Genomic DNA, 20,386 nt, shown 5'->3' with positions numbered 1-20,386 from the left:
TTTAGGTTTTGCTAACTAGCTGTAGTAAAGAAGAGGCAATCGCAGGCCAATTGAAGGTATCTGGCTCAGGTAATTCAGTAAGCCAACGCTTTACTTCGCTATCAGTAAATAAATCACCAGAGAGTATCGGCGCTTTCACTGAAATAGTGCGAGAGGGAAGGGGAATGCGTAGCCAGCCGGCATGTAAATGTAATCTGTCGGATGGTGCACCGCTATAAAGTGTGTCACCAAGTATCGCTGCGCCCACACTCTTAAGGGCGACTCGAATTTGATGGGTTTTTCCTGTAAGCGGTTTTACGATAAATCCGCGATAGCCAGGTTTGGCTGATTGACTAAAAAACTGGGTGACTGCAGGGTTATCTTTGCTTTTAAGAAGCATGAATTGGCCGCCGCGACGGTTTTTCATATCGCCTACAATAGAACCTTGTTTCTTTTTCGGCTTGTCGGCACTAATGGCTAGGTAGTATTTACTAACCTGACGGGATGCAAAGGCATCACCAATAAGCGCTGCTGTTTGGGCATATTTGGCTAAGCACAGACAGCCAGAGGTGCCGGTATCTAAGCGATGACAAAGGTGAAGTTGGCTATAACCGGTTTGTTCTCGAAGTAGGGTGACAATACCAAATGCATGGGTGTCTATTTTACTATCTATTTTACTACCTATGTTATTGAGACCGCAGGCGTCAGCGCCTTCACCGGCGCTAATGTTCTCAGCAGTTCCAGTACTCTGGGTATTTGCAATATTGGCAGTATTAGCACAGTCATGCATGGCGATGCCGGAAGGCTTGTTGACGATAAGCACATCTTCATCGTCAACTAAAATAGGTATTTCGTTCACTTAGGCTTTTTCAAGCAGGGCGATGGCTTCGTCGTAGTCTAGTTCGTCTACCGCGTCTTCAATTCCTTGCTTCGTGTCAGCAGAAAGTGAAAGCACGCTTAGCCACTCATCAAGTGTCGATTGGGAAATGAATTCACTGGCTTTTAATGCGGCCATAAATTGCTCACGAGCTTGGGTAGCAACTGCGCTATTTGCTTCAGGCGCGGCGGGGACAGGGGTTGCAGATAGTGCATCTACAGCCGCTATGGTTTCATCAACAAGAGCAGAAAAACTGGCGTAGTCATCAGGAAGGCATTTGTCATTTCTAACGCTTGCTTCAACGGGTTTACTGGCGTGATGCAAAGCAAATAAGCCTAAGTTACCTGCCACACCTTTTAACGTATGGATTAAAGAGTATGCCTCGTCGAAATTCCCTTCTTTCACTAATTGCTGTAAATCATCGTTTGCTGAGCGATATTCATCTGAAAACTTATTTAATAAGGTTAACAACAGTGTTTTATTACCACTTAGTTGAGACATGCCAAATTCAAAATCTAAGACTGTTGCGGGCTGATCCATATAAGTTCCTTTAACTACGTTTTTATACTGTGTTCTATGCCAGTGTATTTCAGAATTTTACAAATTAATACAATGATAGCAAGTCAGAGCAAGTAAAGCGTTAAAAAGTCTGGTAGTCTTCGATGAAACGTATGCCCCAGGCCATTGTCTCAACGGTTGTATTATTATAGACGCTAGTGTGATGCGAGTTAAATGTATTACAAAAGCGAGGCCACCTAGAAGGATCCAGCATGTCAGGAAGTTTGGCGTTTCGCCTTATTGTTGCAGTTTTTGCTATTAGCGTACTTAACGGATGCCAACGGGCAAAAGTAGATACCCCCGCCGATAGCTCCGCAGTTACTATCCCCTACGAAAAGTACACGCTCAGTAATGGATTAACGGTTATTCTTCACGAAGACCATTCAGATCCCCTCGTTCATGTAGATGTGACTTATCACGTAGGCTCTGCGCGTGAAGAAGTGGGTAAGTCTGGTTTTGCACACTTTTTCGAGCATATGATGTTTCAAGGCTCAAAGCATGTAGCAGATGAACAGCATTTTAAAGTGATCACCGAAGCCGGCGGTAGTTTGAACGGTTCGACAAATACCGACAGAACAAATTACTACGAAACTGTGCCTGCTAACCAGCTTGAAAAAGTGTTGTGGCTTGAATCAGACCGCATGGGGTATTTACTTGAAGCGGTAAACCAGACTAAGTTCGAAAACCAACGTGAAACGGTTAAGAATGAGCGTGCTCAGCGAGTAGATAACCAGCCTTATGGGCTAAGACACGAGCTAAACGGCGAGGCTATGTATCCAGAAGGGCATCCTTATTCCTGGATGACCATTGGTTACGTTGAAGACTTAGACCGCGTTAATGTAAACGATCTTAAAGCTTTTTTTAAACGCTGGTATGGACCTAACAATGCCGTGTTAACCATAGGTGGTGACATAGATACTGCAAAAACCAAAGCATTAATAGCCCAGTATTTTGGTGATATTCCAAAAGGACCTGAAGTTAACGATCCTGAACCACAGCCTGTCACCCTATCTGAAACTCGCTATATGACGTTAGAAGATAAGGTTCACTTACCCTTACTACAAATCACCTTCCCAACCGTTTATGCGCGTCACCCTGATGAAGCACCACTAGATGTATTATCTGACATTCTAGGTGGAGGTAAAACGTCTTTATTTTATAAAAATTTAGTGAAAGAAGGGATGGCTGTCCAAGCAGTAGTGTCACACCCGTGCCGCGAGCTGGCCTGTGAATTTCAACTAATTGCCTTGGCTAATCCAGCCAAAGTGCAGTCACTTGATGAGCTTCACAATGTAATAGAAGCTACATTAACTGAATTTGAAACCCGCGGTGTAAAAGCTGACGATTTAGCGCGAACCAAAGGTAGTATTGAAGCCTCAACAGTATTTGGCTTACAGAGTGTAGCTGGTAAAGTGACTGCGCTTGCGGCCAATGAAACTTTTTATCAAACGCCAGATTTAGTGTCTGAAGATATCGCACGATATAATTCTGTGACCGCTGAAGACGTGATGCGTGTGTATAAAAAATATATTAAAGACGCCAATAGTGTCGTGTTAAGTATTGTGCCTAAAGGTCAGCCTCAACTTCAAGCGGCAGAACCAACCTTTGAACGTCCTGTACGAACGTTACCCGAGACTGAATCAGACGAGCACGAATATACATCTTCAGCATCTAGTTTCGATAGAACTATACAGCCTAAAGCAGGCGAAGCGCCTGTGGTCACGGTTCCGGATTATTGGGAGCGTGAACTCAGCAATGGCGTAAATGTAATGGGGGTGACTATGAGTGAGACACCCACTGTCACATTAACCCTTAGCATGGATGGCGGTATGTTGCTAGACGCTGAGGGTAAAGCGGGTACAGCGTATCTCACCGCGTTAATGATGAATGAATCTACTCAAAACTACACGAATGAAGAATTAGCGAACGAACTTGCCAAGTTAGGCAGCTCAATTCGTTTTAGTGCGGCAGGTCGATACTCTCAGGTATATGTGTCTACATTAACCAAAAACGTAATGCCAACCTTGGCACTACTTAAAGAGAAGTTCTTCAACCCTGCTTTTGCACAAAATGATTTTATTCGAATGAAAGAGCGGGTGCTACAAGGTTTGCAGCAGCAAGCGAAAACCCCGTCTAGTTTGGCTCGACGTGCACGAGATTTAGTATTATTTGGTGCAGATAATCGTGTAAGTCTTCCTGATGAAGGCACCATTGAAACCGTCCAGTCCATCACACTTGACGATGTGAAGCAGTTTTATAATCAGTACTATTCACCGAGTAAAGCGAGTGTAGTCGTTGTTGGCAATATGAGTTCTGATGCGGTAGTAGATGCATTAGATTTTGTGGCGCAATGGGAAGGTGAGGCATATACCTTTGAAGATTATGATGCGTTCCCTACCTACGACAAAAACCAAGTGTTTTTGGTAGATAGCCCCAGTGCGGTTCAATCTGTTGTTTATATCGTTAAACGCAGCTTACCTTTCGATGCCACAGGCGATTACTTTAAATCTCGTTTAGTGAACTTCCCGCTAGGCGGCGGCTTTAATAGCCGGATAAATCTGAATTTGCGCGAAGATAAAGGCATTACCTATGGCGCGAATAGTGCGTTTATGGGAGGCAAAACCCTTGGCTGGTTTGAAGTTGGAACCGATCTTACTGCTGCGAACACAGCCGAAGGTATTACTGAAGTCTTTAACGAAATAAATCAGTATATCGACAAAGGGGCGACGGACGAAGAAATTCAATTTATGCGCAATGCGTTTACGTTGAGCGATGCGTTAGAGTTTGAAACCCCCAATAGTAAGGCGCGCTTTCTTCGTCAATTGCAAAGCTATGGACTTGAAAAAGGCTACAGAACAGAGCAAATTGAGATAATTAATAGCATTAGCAAAGACGAAATTAACGCACTGGCTAAGCAGTATTTATCGACAGATGCGCTGCAAGTTATCGTTGTTGGCGATAAAAATGCGATTCTTGAGCAACTGGAGTCGTTAAATATGCCGATCATCGAATTATCGGTAGATACCAATAGTAGAGAACAGATAAACTAAGTGCCTGATAGCAAGTTATCAGTAATGGTGACTTGAATTTAATACGTTGTTCCCCATTTTGTGGGGAACAACTCATCCATGGATATGAACATTGACTGTAAACTCAACGTGTTTCAACAAGCGTTTGGCTGCGCTTAAATCACCTGAATTTTTATCGGCACTCACGCAAATAAAGCGCGGTGTTGAGCGTGAAGCGTTACGAATTAAGCCAAACGGTGCTCTGTCGCAAGAGCCTCATCCCAAAGCGTTAGGTTCAGCGTTAACACACGACACGATAACCACAGACTTTTCTGAATCGTTGTTAGAGTTTATTACGCCACCTGAAAGTAGCGCTGTTAAAACTATTACGCAGTTACAAGATGTTCATAAGTACACCATTGATAATATTGGCGATGAGCAAATTTGGCCGCTTAGCATGCCGTGTTTTATCGAAGATGAAGCGCATATCCCTATTGCTTATTTTGGCGAGTCAAATATTGGCAAAATGAAGCGTGTATATCGAATTGGGTTAAAAAACCGCTACGGCAGTATGATGCAGGCGATTGCTGGTGTGCATTTTAACTTTTCTTTCTCTGATGATTTCTGGAAGCAATGGGCTGAGCTTAATGGTACTGAGCATAGCCAAGATCAGACATCAGCCGACTACTTTTCATTGATCAGAAACTACCGTCGCTACTGCTGGATAATTCCTTATCTATATGGCGCTTCGCCTGCGTTGTGTAGCTCGTTTTTAAAAGGAAAAGAACACGCATTGCCGTTTGAAAAAGTCGGTAAGGGCACGTATTACATGCCGTATGCTACCTCTCTAAGAATGAGTGACTTGGGATATACCAGTGCTGAGCAGTCATCGCTTAAAATCTGCTATAACCAGTTAGATAATTATGTTCGCTTACTTCGTGGCGCTATGGATACGCCGTCCAATCGTTTTAGTAGCTTTGCTGCTGGCGACGGTGGTAACTATCAGCAGCTCAGCCGTAATATTTTACAGATTGAGAACGAGCTGTATTCGCCGATACGCCCCAAGCAACCTACGCAATCGATGGAAAAGCCTACCGATGCCCTGGTAAAACGTGGCATCAGCTACATTGAAGTGCGTGCGTTAGATGTAAATCCCTTTTCGCCAATTGGTATTAGCCAAACCCAATTTGATTTTCTTGATGTGTTCTTGTTGACCTGTTTATTGAAGCCTAGTGCGGAGTTAGACGAAGCGCAGTTAAATGAAGCTAAAGACAACATGAATAGAGTGGTATTAGAAGGCAGAAAACCTAATTTGGCGCTTATTCGCGATAATGAGGAAACAACATTAACGGCGTGGGCTTCATCATTGTTTGACGAGTTTGAGCAAGTGGCAGAGATACTCGACTTGGCAAATGACACAACGCGATATAGTGACGCGGTTGCCGCAGAGTCGATGAAAGTGGCGAATCCAGGGCTAACCCCTTCAGGCGTGCTTTTAGAGGAATTGCTTAAACATGACAAAGATAATGGTGTTTACGGCCTAGAGTTAGCTGCACGTTATCAAGAGCAGATGAAAGGGTTCGCTTATCAGCAAACTACGGAAGCTATGTTTACAGAGGCTGCTGAGACGTCGTTAGCTGCGCAAGCGGATGTGGAAGCTGCAGATACCAAAGACTTCGATAGCTTTATTCGTGATTATTTCAACGAACCGTTAGCAAAAAAAAACGCCTGATAGAAATCAGGCGTTGAAGGTTCCAGGGAAACACACATTTTACTAGAACATAAGTTAAGACAAGCTATGCATCAAAAGTTCAAACCGTTGTGCATTTTTTTATCAAGTTTGGTCGTGCTTTTTCCGCTGTTTATCGCTGGATGCGCTACAACACCACCGAAAGACAGCAGTAATTTGTGCGAAATCTTCTTTGAGAAAGATGATTGGTACGATGCAGCAGCCGACGCGCGTGATAAATGGGGTGTGCCAATTCATGTGCCTATGGCGATGATGTATCAAGAAAGCTCCTTTCGCCACGATGCCTTGCCTCCCCGTGATTACGTATTTTTCGGCTTAGTCCCTTGGGGCAGAGTAAGCTCCGCTTATGGCTATTCGCAAGCTAAGACACCCACATGGGCTGACTATATGCGCGAAACCGACAACAGCGGCGCTGACCGCGACGATTTCGAAGATGCTATCGACTTCATGGGCTGGTTTATCTATAAGTCTCAAAAGGTGAATGGTATTTCGAAGTGGGATGCTTACGCCCAATACTTGAATTACCATGAAGGCTGGGGTGGCTATAAACGTAGAAGTTACGACCGCAAACCTTGGCTGAAGAAGGTTGCATCTAAAGTAAAAGCACGATCATTACGCTACGCAACCCAGCTTAAAACCTGCGAAGAAGAGCTAAGCAAAGGCTGGTTCATGAAGTTGTTTAGCTAGAAATGCAGACACCCATTTTCAACATAGACACCCACTTAATAAATTTGGACACTCACAGATTTCCAAATCTTGGACATTAATGGGTGTCCAAGTTTTTTGGTTCACTCGGCGAGAAAGGGGTGAGAAGAAACCCACATAAGGCGAAACTTAATCAATTAACCCGAAGCAGGTAGAAAAACTATCCCAAGGTTCGGTTTTTCTTTCTTGCGTATTAATCCACTATAAGCATCAAATATCCACACCAAAATTTAAGCATGCCGCGTCCTCGTAAGTCACTAATATGTTTAGAAGACACTCCTTACTATCATTGCGTTTCTCGTTGTGTGCGAAGAGCATTTCTATGCGGTAAAGACAAGTTTAGCGGAAGAAGCTACGAGCACAGAAGGCAATGGGTTGAGAATCGGCTGCTTAAGCTCGCAAGTGTTTTTGCAATCGATGTTTGCGCTTATGCAGTAATGAGCAACCATACCCATACTGTATTGCGTGTTGATAAGGGGCATGCGCTTGCAATGAGCCCTGAGGAAGTTCTGAGTCGGTGGCATACTCTTCACAATGGAACTTTGCTCACTCGTCAATTTATGAATAAAGAACAGAGGCCTGGCCTCTCTGAAGCGCAAGTGAAAACGGTACTATCTTGTGTGGAGATGTATAGAAAGCGTTTATACGATATCAGTTGGTTCATGCGGCTTCTTAATGAGTTTATTGCGAGAAAAGCAAACAAGGAGGATGAATGCACAGGGCGCTTTTGGGAAGGGAGGTTTAAGTCTCAGGCTTTACTAGATGAATCAGCGTTATTGGCCTGTATGGCCTATGTTGACTTAAACCCCATTAGAGCTAGTAATGCGAATACGCCTGAAAAGTCCATGTATACCAGTGTGAAGCGTCGTATAGCAAAGGCGAAAAAGAATAAACAACCCCAAGAGTTACTTCCATTTATTGGTGATTCACAAGATAGTAAGGTAAAAGGCTTACCTTTTCGGTTAGATGATTATTTGCAGTTAGTCGATCAAACCGGTAGACAGCTAAGAAGTAACATCAAAGGAGCGATCCCGCGAAATTGCGAGCCTATTTTATCCCGTACTGGTTTAACACAAACAGATTGGTCAGCCGTTGTAAGCTCTATTGAGAGTAACTTCTCCAGTAAGATAAGCTTGGCACTGGTAAAACGAAAAACTGGATTGAGCCCTCAATTAGCCTGCTGAACTTGAATTCGCTATCCCAACTTATGTAATTCAAATCAATAAGTACTGAGGGAGTTAATGCCTGTTTTTTAGTAACCTCAGTAATTCTTCTGATATTAAACGCCACATTTAACCAACCCGTCCGCACAGTATAACCGGACAGAAAAAAGTGTCCGTTCGGACACTTTAATAACCGTTTATCTAATAAAGTCATTATTAATCATTCAGTTAACTTTTGGCGCGTTATTCGTAGTACTAGTTTACACTCCTAACAGAAACTAGATGAATATGTTGCTTTTTCACTTTATCAGCCTACCTATTGTTATTTTTATTATTGTAGTGTTGCTCGCTAATTTTGAGTCAGTAAGTCATGAGGATGTCTTATGATTCAGGATACTAGTAGTCAGGATACCGTTGTTGTAACGCAGCCGTCGCGAAAAAAATGGGTGGGTGTCTTAGCTATACTCTTAATAGTGGGTGTCTTCGGATATTTTTTTCTTTTTTCTAGCTCAACCGCCGGTCTATCTAGCAGTCGTGATTCGCTAAAATTCAGTGTAGTAACAAAAGGCGAACTGATTAGGGATATCGTCACCACTGGCAGAATAATCGCTTCAAATGCCCCGCAATTGTATAGCCCTGAGCAGGGCTATGTACTTTTAAAAGTAAAGCCCGGAGACTCGGTAGAAAAAGGGGATATTGTAGCAATAGTCGATTCTCCCGAACTGCAGAATACTATGAAGCAAGAGCAATCCGCGCTAGCAAGCTTGAAAAGTGATCTTGCTAGGCAAGAGCTTGATGTACGTAGACAGGCACTGTTATTAAACAAACAAGCTGATATTGCTAACGTAGAATTGGTTGCCGCCCAGCGAGAAGAAAAAAGAGCAAAATTGTCAATTAAAGATCACCTCATAAGCCAGATAGATTTAGAAGAGGCGCTAGATAATTTAGCCAAAGCACAAGTGACTTATAAGCACGCCATTAGTGAAATTGAACTAGCAACAGACACGTTAGCCTTTGAGCTTAAGACCACGAAAGAGAAGGTCGCCAGGCAAGCTCTAGTTGTTGATGACCTTACCCGCCAACTTGCCGATTTAACTATTAAAGCCAGCGTGTCTGGTGTCGTGGGGAATGTACTGATTCAGCCGAATGCGCTTGTGGCCAAAAATGAGCCATTAATGAAATTGGTAGATTTAACGGCTTATGAAGCTGAGCTAAATGTTGCTGAAAGCTACGCAAATGAGTTGGGGTTAGGGATGAGTGTTGAATTAAAAGTGGGTGTCCAAAAAGTGATTGGCACACTGGCTTCAATATCCCCAGAAGTTGTCGATAGGCAAGTTATTGCAAGGGTACGCTTCCCTGAAAACAGCGTGCAATCAATTCGTCAAAATCAGCAGGTGTCAGCACGAATATTGTTAGAGAACAAAAGTGATGTACTCAAGGTAGAACGTGGGAGTTTTCTTCAAGCAGGAGGCGCAACGGCCTATTTAGTTACCGGTGATCTGGCCGAGCGAATAGACATTCAGATTGGCGCAACTAGCATCCGAGAAGTCGAAATTCTCAGCGGCCTGGAAGAGGGTGATCAAATAATAGTTTCAAATTACGAACAGTTTAATCAAGCGTCTACAGTACTTCTGCGCTAATAAAAAGGATAAATAGCAATGTTAACCATGAACAACGTAAGCAAAATATATCAGACGAACAGTGTACAAACTCATGCGCTAAGAGATTTTTCGCTAACCGTAAATGAAGGCGAGTTTATTGCGGTAACAGGGCCTTCTGGCTCTGGGAAAACAACATTTTTAAACATTGCTGGTTTGCTGGAACCGTTCACATCAGGCCAATATACCTTAGATGGCGTGGATATCGGTGGATTGTCAGATAATCAAACTGCCGACTTAAGAAACCAAAAAATTGGTTATATATTTCAGGGTTTCAATCTAATACCTGATTTGAATTTATATGAAAATGTCGAAGTGCCCCTGCGTTATCGGGGCATTGCCGCAAAAGAGCGTAAAGTAAGAATTGAACAATGTTTAGAGCAAGTTGGTTTGGCCAGCCGAGCTAAACATTTACCGCAACAGTTGTCTGGCGGGCAACAGCAACGTGTTGCAATCGCACGAGCTCTTGCGGGCAAGCCTCGTTTCTTACTTGCCGATGAACCTACGGGAAATCTGGACAGCCTGATGGCCCGCCAAGTTATGGAGCTACTTGAAGAGATAAACAAAAATGGCGCCACGATTGTAATGGTAACCCATGATGCCGAATTAGCGCGCCGAGCGCCTCGGAATATTCAAGTCGTAGATGGGCAGTTAGCCGACTTTACCTTATATCAGGGTAAGCCGTCTTTAGCAGCCACCCTCGACAATAAAACCGTTGTTGCGTCAGGAGTGTAATATGTTTCTCCACTATATTGATTTAAGTTGGCGAAGCATAAAACGCACGCCCGTCATTAGCTTTTTAATGGTGTTTGCCATTGCCATTGGTATAGGGCTTACTATGACCAGTCTGTCAGTTTATCACATGATGTCGATGGACCCCATTCCCCACAAAAGCAGCGCGATTTATTATCCTCAGCTAAATATTATGGACGATGGTCGTGAGTGGCATTCATCTGACAACCTGCCGTATCAACTTACTTATCAAGATGCCGTTAATCTGTACAACGCAGACATTTCAGTCCCCAAGTCACCTAGTTTTAGAAGTGGCTTCTCTGTACACCTAAATTCGCCCGACGTTAAACCTACCATGGAGCCCGCGCGAATGGTGAATAGAGAGTTCTTTTCTATCTTCGACCGACCTTTTATTTATGGCGCACCTTGGTCTTTACACTCACAAGACACCCATGAATATGTAGTGGTGATATCAGAAAAAATTAATAACCGTTTATTTGCAGGTAAAGACTCGGTTGGCCAACATATTTACCTTGATAATAACAGTTACCGAATTGTGGGTGTCTCAGCCAATTGGGACCACCATGTGAAGTATTATGACGTGAACAACGGTGCGTTTAACTCCTCTGAACAGCTCTATATTCCTTTCGCTATTGGCGCGCTGGAAGAAATTACCACCTGGGGAAACTTAAACGGGTGGAAGCATGAGGGAATTAAGAACTATCAAGATTTAATGCATTCAGAACATGTGTGGATTCAATTTTGGGTACAGTTGAATACGGAAGCAGAGAAGCAACAATTCGCCAATTTTCTTATGACTTACATGGAAGATCAAAGAGAAAAAGGCCGCTTCAACCGAGAAACGTTGGAATACAAGCTTCGAAACGTGACGGAATGGCTGGAGTACAACTCAGTGGTATCTGAAGACAATCGTATTCTGGTGGGGTTGAGTTTTATGTTTCTATTAGTGTGTGTGTCCAACATTTTAGGGTTGCTGCTGGCGAAGTTTTTAAAGCGGGCGCCAGAGGTGGGTGTCCGGAGGGCACTCGGTGCCAGTAAACGTCATATATTTGCCCAGCATATTGTCGAAGTGTCGGTGATTGGGCTAGCCGGTGGCTTGTTAGGAATTGTGATTGCGCAAATTGGGTTATGGGGAATTCGGGTGACCAACAGCTATTATGATGCCCTAGCAACTATGGATGTCTCAATGTTACTCGCTGCGCCAATTATCGCCCTTGTGGCCAGTTTCTTGGCTGGATTGTACCCAGCTTGGTTGGTGTGCAGAACACAACCCGCTATCTACTTAAAAAGCCAATAAGGAGCAGGCTATGTTAGACATTAAACCTATCTTCAATGCAATACGCCGTTCCAAAATTGGCGCCGTGCTTCTGTTACTTCAAATAGCGCTTACCATGGCGATTGTTAGCAATGCTGCATTTATGATTAATGATCATGTTTCGTATCTTCGCGAAGATACAGGGTTCCCAGAAAAGGAAATTTTTAGCTTGTCGGTTATGACATTCGGGACAGACCGCTCCCTCAGCCAACAAGCAGAACTCGATGAAACAATGATTCGAAGCCTCCCTGGCGTAATTGACGCAAGTTTAGTTCAAGCAGTGCCTTTGTCAGGCGGTGGTTCTACATCATCAGTGAGGTTGAAGCCATCTCCAGAGAAATCTAAATCCATCAGCGTGCCTTATTATTATATGGACGAACATGGTTTAAATACCTTCGGTATAAAACTTTTAAAAGGGCGAAACTTTAGGCCAGAAGAGGTTATTGTTGGTAATGACTTCACCGGTAACGGCCCCAACACAATTATTGTCTCTCAAGCCTTTGCCGAAGCATTATTTTCCGATGGTGGGGCGCTGGGAGAAACGGTTTATCTTAAAAATAGACCCCTTGAAATTATCGGAATAGTGGGAACAATGAAAAGCCCTTGGCCTAATGGTATGCGAGATAAAACCACGGCTATTGTGCCGTTTATGGATGTCCAAAATTATCAACATATCCTAGTTCGTACAGATAAAACTGAACGAGCTAACATCATGGCGAACATTGAACAGAATATGTTGGACGTTTACGATAAGCGGGTCATTATTAATGTGGACGGGTTAGATAAAACCAAAGAAAACTATGACGCCACCGATGTGCTCATGATGCGTATGTTGATTGTACTTGTTGTTATTCTTCTACTGGTGACTGCACTTGGCATATTTGGGCTTACGCAATTCAACATTAGCAAACGCACAAAACAAATTGGTACCCGCCGAGCGCTAGGGGCAAGAAAGTCTGCTATCGTAAGGTATTTTTTAGTCGAAAATACCATGGTCTGTATAGCGGGTTTAGTGATAGGGGGATTAGCGGCAGTGGTTTTAGGTGATGTAATGATGAAATCCTACTCTATTTCATCATTAGAACCCGAGTTCATTGTGGGTACTGCCGTGTTCATTTTTGTAATGAGCCTACTGGCCGTTATTGTTCCCGCCATGCGAGCCGCTAATATTTCACCCAGTATTGCTACTCGCAGTATATAAGTCGTATTTAAGAAGTGTAGACATGACCAAAGTCTTAATTGTTGATGACAACGCCGCTGTATTAGAGGCGTTATCACTATTGCTAGAAATTCATGGTTACGAAGTGGTGACAGCCACAACGCCAAAAGCGGCGCTGCAGATAGTCAATTACCAAGCTATCGGGCTAGTGTTGCAAGATATGAACTTCAGTGCAGACACAACCTCAGGCGAGGAAGGGCGCGAGCTCTTCTTCGCGCTGCGTCAGTTAAATCCGCTATTACCCATTATTCTCATCACGGCGTGGACAGAGCTAGAACAAGCGGTAGAGTTGGTAAAAGCAGGCGCAGCTGACTACATTCCAAAGCCGTGGGATGATAGTAAGCTTATTACCACCATTAAAAACCTCGTGGCGCTAGGGCAAGCCGCCAGCCAAAATAGAGTGTTGAAGCAACAAGCGGCAAATTTTGACAATACCCGCCAAGCAGCCGTAAGTATTGGGTTGGTGTACGAAAGCGCAGCCATGCAGCGGGTAGTAGATATGTCGGTGCAGGTGGCTAAATCTGATGTACCGGTACTCATCACTGGGCCTAATGGAAGCGGAAAGGAAAAGATTGCAGAACTCATTCAATCTCAATCACCCCTTAATCAGTCAGCATTTGTGAAGGTAAACGCGGGCGCCCTTCCTCAAGAGCTTATTGAAGCAGAGCTCTTTGGCGCAGAAACCGGCGCGTTTACCAGCGCTAACAAAACGCGAATTGGCCGTTTTGAAGCCGCCCACCAAGGAACCTTGTTTTTAGATGAAATCGGCAATTTGCCGCTGTCAGGCCAGGTCAAATTATTGCGCGTATTGCAAACGGGTGAATTTGAAAAGCTAGGGTCGGTGAAAACACAAAAAACAGACGTAAGGATAATATCGGCCACCAATTCTGATTTAACTCGCGACATCGCAAACGGCGCATTTCGCGAGGATTTGTTTTATCGCCTCAATGTCATCGAAATTAATGTGCCGCCCCTTAATGAGCGAGGAGATGATGTGTTGGCCTTAGCAAAGCATTTTTTACCAGGTCGAGATATTAGCCTCACTGGGCAGCAGGCGCTACAAGCCTATGCGTGGCCAGGAAATGTGCGTGAGCTTGAAAATGTATGTCGACGAGTCAGTATATTACATCCAGATGGTACGCTGGATGCTGATGACTTCGGTTTACCCTCTATTAGCGGTGAGGTGAATACAGAGCGAAAAGGGGGAAAAGAGCCGAGCAAATCAGAGATTGAGGCGGCGCTTACAGAATTTAACGGCACTATATCTAAAGTGGCAAGGTACTTAGGGTTATCCAGACAAGCGCTTTACCGCCGGCTAGATAAATATGGAATTGATTATAAATCGTGAGGTTAATTAAAAATAAGCTTCGGGTCGCGGCGCTTTGTGCCACAGCAATAGGCATGGCGCCTATGTTGTATGTAAGCGACCTGTCGGTTGTTCAAAAAGCTTTGCTTGTCCTTGTGTCTTTATGCTTATGTACACTTGCTGTGAAAGTTTGTACGGCGCCAATAAACAAACAATTAGAGGCGCTTAAAATAGGTTTGCTCAATTTTAAAGACGGTTAGTTTTCGTCAACACTGTCTTGTAAATCAAACGACGAGTTTAAAACCTTATTCCAGCTTTATAACGATACCGCAGAAACCCTTCGCCGAGAAAAGCAGTGGTTGTATCAACGAGAGCTAATGCTAGATAAAGTGCTGCATAGTTCACCTGACGTTTTATTGTTAGTGAACGATCAGATGCATGTGGTGCTAAGTAACCGCCAAGCCTGCGAGTTCTTCCATCCAACAACTAGGGTGGAGGATACAGGCTCTGAGGAAAATGGCGCTGGTACGAATAAGTTGGGCGCCAGTAAGTTGGCTGCTAGCAGTTCGGGTACCAGGAGCTTAGAAGGTTACACCCTCGGTACTTTACTTAACAATAAACCAGACACGCTAAAAGATGTTTTGCTAGAAAATCGAGAAGGGCTATTTACTTTGCCTCAGGGGGCTAGCGGCATTCAAACATGGCATATGTCTACAGGAACGTTTTTATTAAATAATCAAACTCACCGACTGTATATTCTTAAGCAAATGACGCGAGAGCTTAACCGACAAGAAGTATCGGTGTGGAAAAAGGTAATAAGAGTAATTAGTCACGAGCTCAATAATTCCTTGGGGCCTATTTCTAGCCTATTACATAGCGGCCAAATTGTAGGCCAACAAAATGGTGATGCCCGTCTGGTGCGTGTGTTCCATACTATTGAAGAACGTATCGCCCACTTAAACCAATTTGTTCAAGGGTATGGAAGATTTGCAAAATTGCCTCCACCAGTTTTAGCAACAATTGATTGGGATAAAATAACGGCGCAACTCAGCAATCAATGTGACTTTAAGTTAACCATGCAAGAGGCTGTTGAGGTGAAAGCCGATGCAGTCCAATTAGAGCAGCTATTAATTAACTTACTTAAAAATGCCCATGAGTCGGGAGGCGACCCACAGGATGTGGAGCTCGTCATTAAACAAACGGCTTCTCAAGTTATTATTGAAGTACTCGATAGCGGAAAAGGCATGACGGATAGCGTGATGACGAATGCGCTGGTTCCTTTTTATTCCACTAAAGCTAATGGGAGTGGATTAGGGTTAGCGCTATGCCGAGAAATAACGGATGCGCATAATGGCCACTTAGTAATTCAAAACCGAAAAAATAAGGGGTTATGTGTGCGTTTTATTATTGATAAAACCACAAAGTAGCAGGCAAAAAAATAGGGGAACAGACGGGCGTCTGTTCCCCTTACGACGCTAAGCCAAGACCGTTTTTAACCTACGTCGAACAGGCATGTACAATGTATTGCAAATGAGAATGATTTGCAATGGCATTCTAGATTATTTTTAATTTTTTTATACATTGATCTCGATCAACTTCTCTACATCCCTTCTATTTACCGTATTTCAGACTTGATCCAGATCACAAACCTTCGCCAAGAAATCGCTATCATTACCTTATTAACCCTGTGAGGAGAAACACTATGTTACTAAGTATGATTTCAGATCCCGTTGTATGGGGCTCGCTTTTAGGTATTGGTATTATTATTGGAATGGGCGTGTTTTATACCTACCTATTTATGCACAACAGCGCAGAACTTGATAAGTAAAAATTGTTTTGCCTGTATGTCGCGGCGTTTGACATGAATTAGGTAAATGATAGGTCAAGAACTCAGTAACGATAACTACGTTCACTATCGCTTATATTCTGGCGTGGGCACATCTAGCAACACAAGCAATGCCGCTTGTCCGCCGTATTCAAGTGGCGCTTGATGGAAAGCATTCACGTGTGGATGCTGTATTAAGTAGTGGGGGAGTGCATTTTTTAAAACGCCCTGTCCAAACCCGTGCATAATAGAAACACAATCTACCGACTCTTTTCGGGCGGTATAAATTAATGAGGCTATTTCTGTTTTTGCCATTTCTCGGGTCATACCGTGCAAATCCAGCAGAAACTCAGGGGAATAGTCTCCTCGTCTAAGCTGTTTTAGTACATGCGTTGGCACGCCTTCTCGGCAATACCGCATGGGGCCTTCTTGCGGAAGTACGGCTTGGTACATATCGGAAAAACTAAAACTCGCCGCTACCTGCTTACTGCCTTTTAGGTCTTTAACCCCTGCTAATTGCTTTTTCTTTTCAAGGGCGACTTTCTTATTCGGAACAATCTTGTCCTGCTCCATGGGCTTTACACCTTGCACAGCATCAGCAAATGAGAAGGTATCTTCAATCACTTTTGGCTTCTCAATGCCTTTTTTCATGGCTTTTAGTTCTTTTTTAAATGCTTTCATTATGAACCGATATGCAAATTAACGTGGGCGCAGGCGTTATCTTTGGGTATGATACCAGCTTTCATATTCCTGATGTACCCAAGCTCTTATGACCGACAAGTTTTACTTAGAAGAAGCCATCGAAGATTTACACAGCATACTTGATATGATTCGGTGGGCTACCAGTCGATTTAACGACGCCGCCCTCTATTTTGGTCATGGTACCGATAACGCTTGGGATGAAGCATTAAGCCTTACCATGCAAGCGCTACACTTGCCGCATTCGTTATCTGAGCATGTTGGCGACAGCATGTTGTCATCAAGACTCACAAAAAGTGAGCGCGAAAAAATTGCTGAGCTTGTTTTAAAACGAGTTCAAACCCGTATGCCTCTGCCTTACATTACCAACGAAGCTTGGTTTTGCGGCATGCCATTTTACGTTGATGAGCGCGTGCTTATCCCTCGATCTCCGTTTGCAGAACTGATTCAAAATAATTTTGAGCCCTTCGTTAAAGAAGCACCGTCGCATATTTTAGATATGTGCACAGGGGGTGGTTGTATTGCTATTGCGCTTGCGCATGCGTACCCCGACTCACAGGTTGATGCGGTAGATATAAGCGAAGATGCCCTTGAAGTGGCCGATATTAATATTCAAGAGCATCAATTAAGTCACCGTGTTTACCCTATTCATTCTGATTTATTTACTAATTTAACCGGGCAGAAGTACGATTTAATCGTATCAAACCCACCTTATGTTGATGCTGAAGACATGGCCGACTTACCTGATGAATATCATCACGAGCCCGAGCTTGCATTAGCAGCCGGAGACGACGGGTTAGAACTTGTGGATATTATGCTGCGTGAAGCACCACAATACCTAACCGATAACGGCTGGTTGTTCATTGAAGTGGGTAACAGCGAAGTGCACATGGACACTCGTTTCCCAGGCCTTGAAGTCATTTGGCTTAGCTTTGAAAATGGCGGGCAGGGGATATTTGCCGTGAACAGCTCAACATTAAAAAACTATTTTAACAGCAAGGATTAATTCTCGATTATGTCAGGCAACAGCTTTGGAAAACTCTTCACCGTTACCACATTTGGAGAAAGCCACGGTATCGCCATTGGCGGTGTTGTTGATGGTTGCCCTCCTGGCCTCACGTTAAGTGAAGCTGATTTACAGGGCGATTTAGACAGACGTAAGCCTGGTACATCCCGTTATACCACCGCCCGTCGTGAAGATGATGAAGTGCAAATTTTGTCTGGCGTGTTTGAAGGAAAAACGACGGGTACCAGTATTGGTTTGTTGATTAAAAACAAAGATCAACGAAGCCAAGACTACTCAAATATTGCCGACCGTTTTCGCCCAGGCCATGCCGATTATACCTACGATCAAAAGTATGGTTCACGTGATTATCGTGGTGGTGGTCGCTCGTCTGCCCGTGAAACTGCGGTACGTGTTGCTGCGGGTGGTATTGCCAAAAAGTATTTAAAAGAAGTGCATGGCGTTGAAGTACATGGCTACCTTTCTCAATTAGGGCCTATTAGCGTTGAAAACGTTGACCATGCGGTGACGAATACCAATCCTTTTTTCTGCCCTGATGAAAGCAAACTCGAAGCGCTAGATGAATACATGCGCGAGCTAAAGAAATCTGGCGATAGCATCGGTGCTAAAGTTTCAGTCGTGGTAAAAAACGTACCAGTGGGTTTGGGCGAGCCAGTATTCGATAGATTAGATGCCGATATTGCGCACGCTATGATGAGCATTAATGCGGTTAAAGGCGTAGAGATTGGCGACGGTTTTGAGGTTATTAACCAAAAAGGCAGTGAGCACCGTGATACGCTTTCACCTGAAGGTTTCCAATCAAACCATGCGGGTGGCGTATTAGGCGGTATTTCAACAGGACAAGATCTTGAAGTACATATGGCACTTAAACCAACATCTAGTATTTCAGTGCCAGGTAAAACCATCAACAAGCAGGGTGAAGAAATCGAAATCATCACCAAAGGTCGTCACGACCCTTGTGTCGGTATTCGTGCGGTGCCTATTGCTGAAGCGATGATGGCGATTGTATTGATGGATCACTACTTGCGTCACCGTGCGCAAAACGCTTCTGTGGTATCGACTACCGTAGCTATTGCAGGTCAGGCAGGTCAGGCAGGTAAAGCTGAATAAGCGCTAACTAAGCGATAAGAAAACAGCGCGTCAGTATAATATACCATCCAGCTTATCCCCTTCATACGCCACAGGTAACGTTACCTGTGGCGCTATCGCATACGGAGTTGTGCAGTGCCATTCGCTAAATTGCCTTTTGCTAACCATAAATCACTCATTGTTCTCGCGTTAACCTATTGGCTGTACTTTGGTCAGTTAGGTGTTTTGGTCCCTTACTTGGGAATATTTCTCGATGGTCGTGGTTTTAGCTCTGCTGAAATAGGGGAGCTTTTTGCAGTGATAACCCTTGCACGTATCTTAGGGCCAGGAATATGGGCGGGCATTGCTGATAAAAAAGGCAACGCGGTGAGTGTGTTAAGGCTGGGTAGTTTTCTTACCGTGGCAACTTTCTGTTCCGTATTCTTGTTCGAAGGATTTTGGGGGCTTACCCTTTCTTTCGGCTTAATGATGATGTTTTGGACCGCGGTACTACCTCAATTAGAGGTTATCACCATGAAGTCAGTAGAAGGCACTAAAGCCAGCTACGGGCTTATAAGGTTGTGGGGAAGCATTGGCTTTATATGCTTAACGGTAGGTGTAGGTAAAGCCTTAGATAGCTTTTCTACTGAAACGCCAGTAATAGCGAGTGTGGGCGTGTTATTGCTGTTGTTCGTGACCACGTTATTCATTCAAGCGCCTAAAGCCAGTGCCGAGAAACACACGGCCGTAGGCAGTATTTGGCAGTACGCCAAACAGCGCCCGTTTGTAGTTTTCATCTTTGCTTCTATATGCTTACAAATTAGCTTCGGAGCCTATTACGGCTTTTTCGCGTTGTATATGCGCGACCTTGGCTACAGCGGTCAGCAAACTGGTTTATTTATCGCCCTGGGCGTACTGGTTGAAGTGGGTATTTTTCTTATTGCTAGCCGTTTAACTGCACGTTTTGGCGTGTGGAATCTGTTATTCGCCAGCTTGTTATTAACCGCACTGCGTTGGTACGCATTAGCATCTGCTGCCGATAGCATGGCGGTGATATTACTCAGCCAAGTTATTCATGCACTCAGTTTCGGGTTAACCCATGCGGTGTCTGTGCACTTCATTCATCAATTTTTACCACCTGCATTTCACAGCCGAGGTCAAGCCATTTATATTAGTGTGGCATTTGGGTTCGGTGGTGCGTTCGGTAACTATATGGCAGGGCAGCAATGGGACCAAGGAGCCAACGCGTACGAAACCTTTGCCACCGCAGCGGTGTTCTCGGCGATAGGGGCGGCTTCCTTGTTTTTCTGTAAGCGTAAGCACCTTATGTAGAAGTTATTCTTATCAAAGACTATTGTTCAAAAGCGCTGCCAAAAATTAGCCTACTTACAATAACTGACTATACTGTGAGAGACGCAACACGAAAAAGGTAGGAAGAATCGATGGCATCATGGAGCGATACTCTGCGCCATAGATATA

The 20,386-nt window shown here is 44.0% G+C and carries 17 protein-coding genes; 14 read left to right on the top strand and 3 right to left on the bottom strand.

Annotated features, from left to right (window positions below; all coding sequences use genetic code 11):
- Position 1 precedes the first annotated feature (1 nt).
- Both AAC006_RS01960 and AAC006_RS01955 read right to left on the bottom strand, forming a co-directional pair.
- A complete protein-coding gene (locus tag AAC006_RS01960) occupies positions 2 to 838 on the bottom strand; it encodes a pseudouridine synthase (protein WP_208804318.1) in 837 nt (278 codons plus the stop codon).
- Positions 839 to 1,396, bottom strand: coding sequence for an Hpt domain-containing protein (locus tag AAC006_RS01955; protein ID WP_013784999.1), 558 nt, complete (start codon positions 1,394 to 1,396; stop codon positions 839 to 841).
- Positions 1,397 to 1,626: 230 nt separating this feature from the next.
- Between AAC006_RS01955 and AAC006_RS01950 the strand changes: the two genes are divergently transcribed.
- From AAC006_RS01950 to AAC006_RS01900, 11 genes are all read left to right on the top strand, one after another.
- Positions 1,627 to 4,464 (top strand): pitrilysin family protein, encoded by a 2,838-nt coding sequence (locus AAC006_RS01950; RefSeq protein ID WP_208804320.1) that lies wholly within the window; start codon positions 1,627 to 1,629, stop codon positions 4,462 to 4,464.
- 91 nt (positions 4,465 to 4,555) lie between these two features.
- A complete protein-coding gene (gene gshA / locus AAC006_RS01945) occupies positions 4,556 to 6,154 on the top strand; it encodes a glutamate--cysteine ligase (protein WP_208804322.1) in 1,599 nt (532 codons plus the stop codon).
- A gap of 66 nt (positions 6,155 to 6,220) precedes the next feature.
- Positions 6,221 to 6,859, top strand: coding sequence for a hypothetical protein (locus AAC006_RS01940; protein ID WP_013784996.1), 639 nt, complete (start codon positions 6,221 to 6,223; stop codon positions 6,857 to 6,859).
- A gap of 254 nt (positions 6,860 to 7,113) precedes the next feature.
- Positions 7,114 to 8,061 carry a transposase gene (locus AAC006_RS01935; protein WP_041452569.1) on the top strand — a complete coding sequence of 316 codons (948 nt, stop codon included), beginning with the start codon at positions 7,114 to 7,116 and terminating at the stop codon, positions 8,059 to 8,061.
- Between the two features lie 362 nt (positions 8,062 to 8,423).
- Positions 8,424 to 9,680 (top strand): HlyD family efflux transporter periplasmic adaptor subunit, encoded by a 1,257-nt coding sequence (locus AAC006_RS01930; protein WP_013784993.1) that lies wholly within the window; start codon positions 8,424 to 8,426, stop codon positions 9,678 to 9,680.
- Positions 9,681 to 9,698: 18 nt separating this feature from the next.
- The gene (locus AAC006_RS01925) at positions 9,699 to 10,433 is read left to right on the top strand and encodes an ABC transporter ATP-binding protein (protein ID WP_013784992.1); all 735 of its coding nucleotides are present in this window, start codon (positions 9,699 to 9,701) and stop codon (positions 10,431 to 10,433) included.
- A gap of 1 nt (position 10,434) precedes the next feature.
- Positions 10,435 to 11,748 carry an FtsX-like permease family protein gene (locus tag AAC006_RS01920; RefSeq protein ID WP_126871921.1) on the top strand — a complete coding sequence of 438 codons (1,314 nt, stop codon included), beginning with the start codon at positions 10,435 to 10,437 and terminating at the stop codon, positions 11,746 to 11,748.
- Between the two features lie 10 nt (positions 11,749 to 11,758).
- Positions 11,759 to 12,967: an FtsX-like permease family protein gene (locus tag AAC006_RS01915; RefSeq protein ID WP_339890588.1), complete on the top strand. Its 1,209-nt coding sequence runs from the start codon at positions 11,759 to 11,761 to the stop codon at positions 12,965 to 12,967.
- A 22-nt stretch (positions 12,968 to 12,989) separates the two neighbouring features.
- Entirely contained in the window at positions 12,990 to 14,333 is a 1,344-nt protein-coding gene (locus AAC006_RS01910) for a sigma-54 dependent transcriptional regulator (RefSeq protein ID WP_013784989.1), read from the top strand.
- Between the two features lie 335 nt (positions 14,334 to 14,668).
- On the top strand, positions 14,669 to 15,718 hold the full coding sequence (locus AAC006_RS01905) for a HAMP domain-containing sensor histidine kinase (RefSeq protein ID WP_339890586.1): 1,050 nt from the start codon (positions 14,669 to 14,671) through the stop codon (positions 15,716 to 15,718).
- Positions 15,719 to 15,993: 275 nt separating this feature from the next.
- Positions 15,994 to 16,119 (top strand): DUF3149 domain-containing protein, encoded by a 126-nt coding sequence (locus AAC006_RS01900; RefSeq protein ID WP_208804328.1) that lies wholly within the window; start codon positions 15,994 to 15,996, stop codon positions 16,117 to 16,119.
- Positions 16,120 to 16,203: 84 nt separating this feature from the next.
- Here the strand turns inward: AAC006_RS01900 and smrB are convergent, their stop codons facing one another.
- A complete protein-coding gene (smrB, locus tag AAC006_RS01895; protein ID WP_208804330.1) occupies positions 16,204 to 16,797 on the bottom strand; it encodes an endonuclease SmrB in 594 nt (197 codons plus the stop codon).
- Positions 16,798 to 16,885: 88 nt separating this feature from the next.
- Between smrB and prmB the strand changes: the two genes are divergently transcribed.
- The 3 genes from prmB (at position 16,886) to AAC006_RS01880 (ending at position 20,239) form a co-directional block, all read left to right on the top strand.
- The gene (prmB, locus tag AAC006_RS01890; protein WP_013784985.1) at positions 16,886 to 17,821 is read left to right on the top strand and encodes a 50S ribosomal protein L3 N(5)-glutamine methyltransferase; all 936 of its coding nucleotides are present in this window, start codon (positions 16,886 to 16,888) and stop codon (positions 17,819 to 17,821) included.
- A 9-nt stretch (positions 17,822 to 17,830) separates the two neighbouring features.
- Positions 17,831 to 18,949: a chorismate synthase gene (gene aroC, locus AAC006_RS01885; protein WP_208804332.1), complete on the top strand. Its 1,119-nt coding sequence runs from the start codon at positions 17,831 to 17,833 to the stop codon at positions 18,947 to 18,949.
- A gap of 114 nt (positions 18,950 to 19,063) precedes the next feature.
- Entirely contained in the window at positions 19,064 to 20,239 is a 1,176-nt protein-coding gene (locus tag AAC006_RS01880) for an MFS transporter (RefSeq protein WP_013784983.1), read from the top strand.
- The last annotated feature ends 147 nt before the right edge of the window (positions 20,240 to 20,386 follow it).

Source organism: uncultured Alteromonas sp. (assembly GCF_963976965.1).
Classification (GTDB): Bacteria; Pseudomonadota; Gammaproteobacteria; order Enterobacterales; family Alteromonadaceae; genus Alteromonas; species Alteromonas naphthalenivorans.
This window is presented reverse-complemented; position numbering and strand designations above follow the sequence as displayed.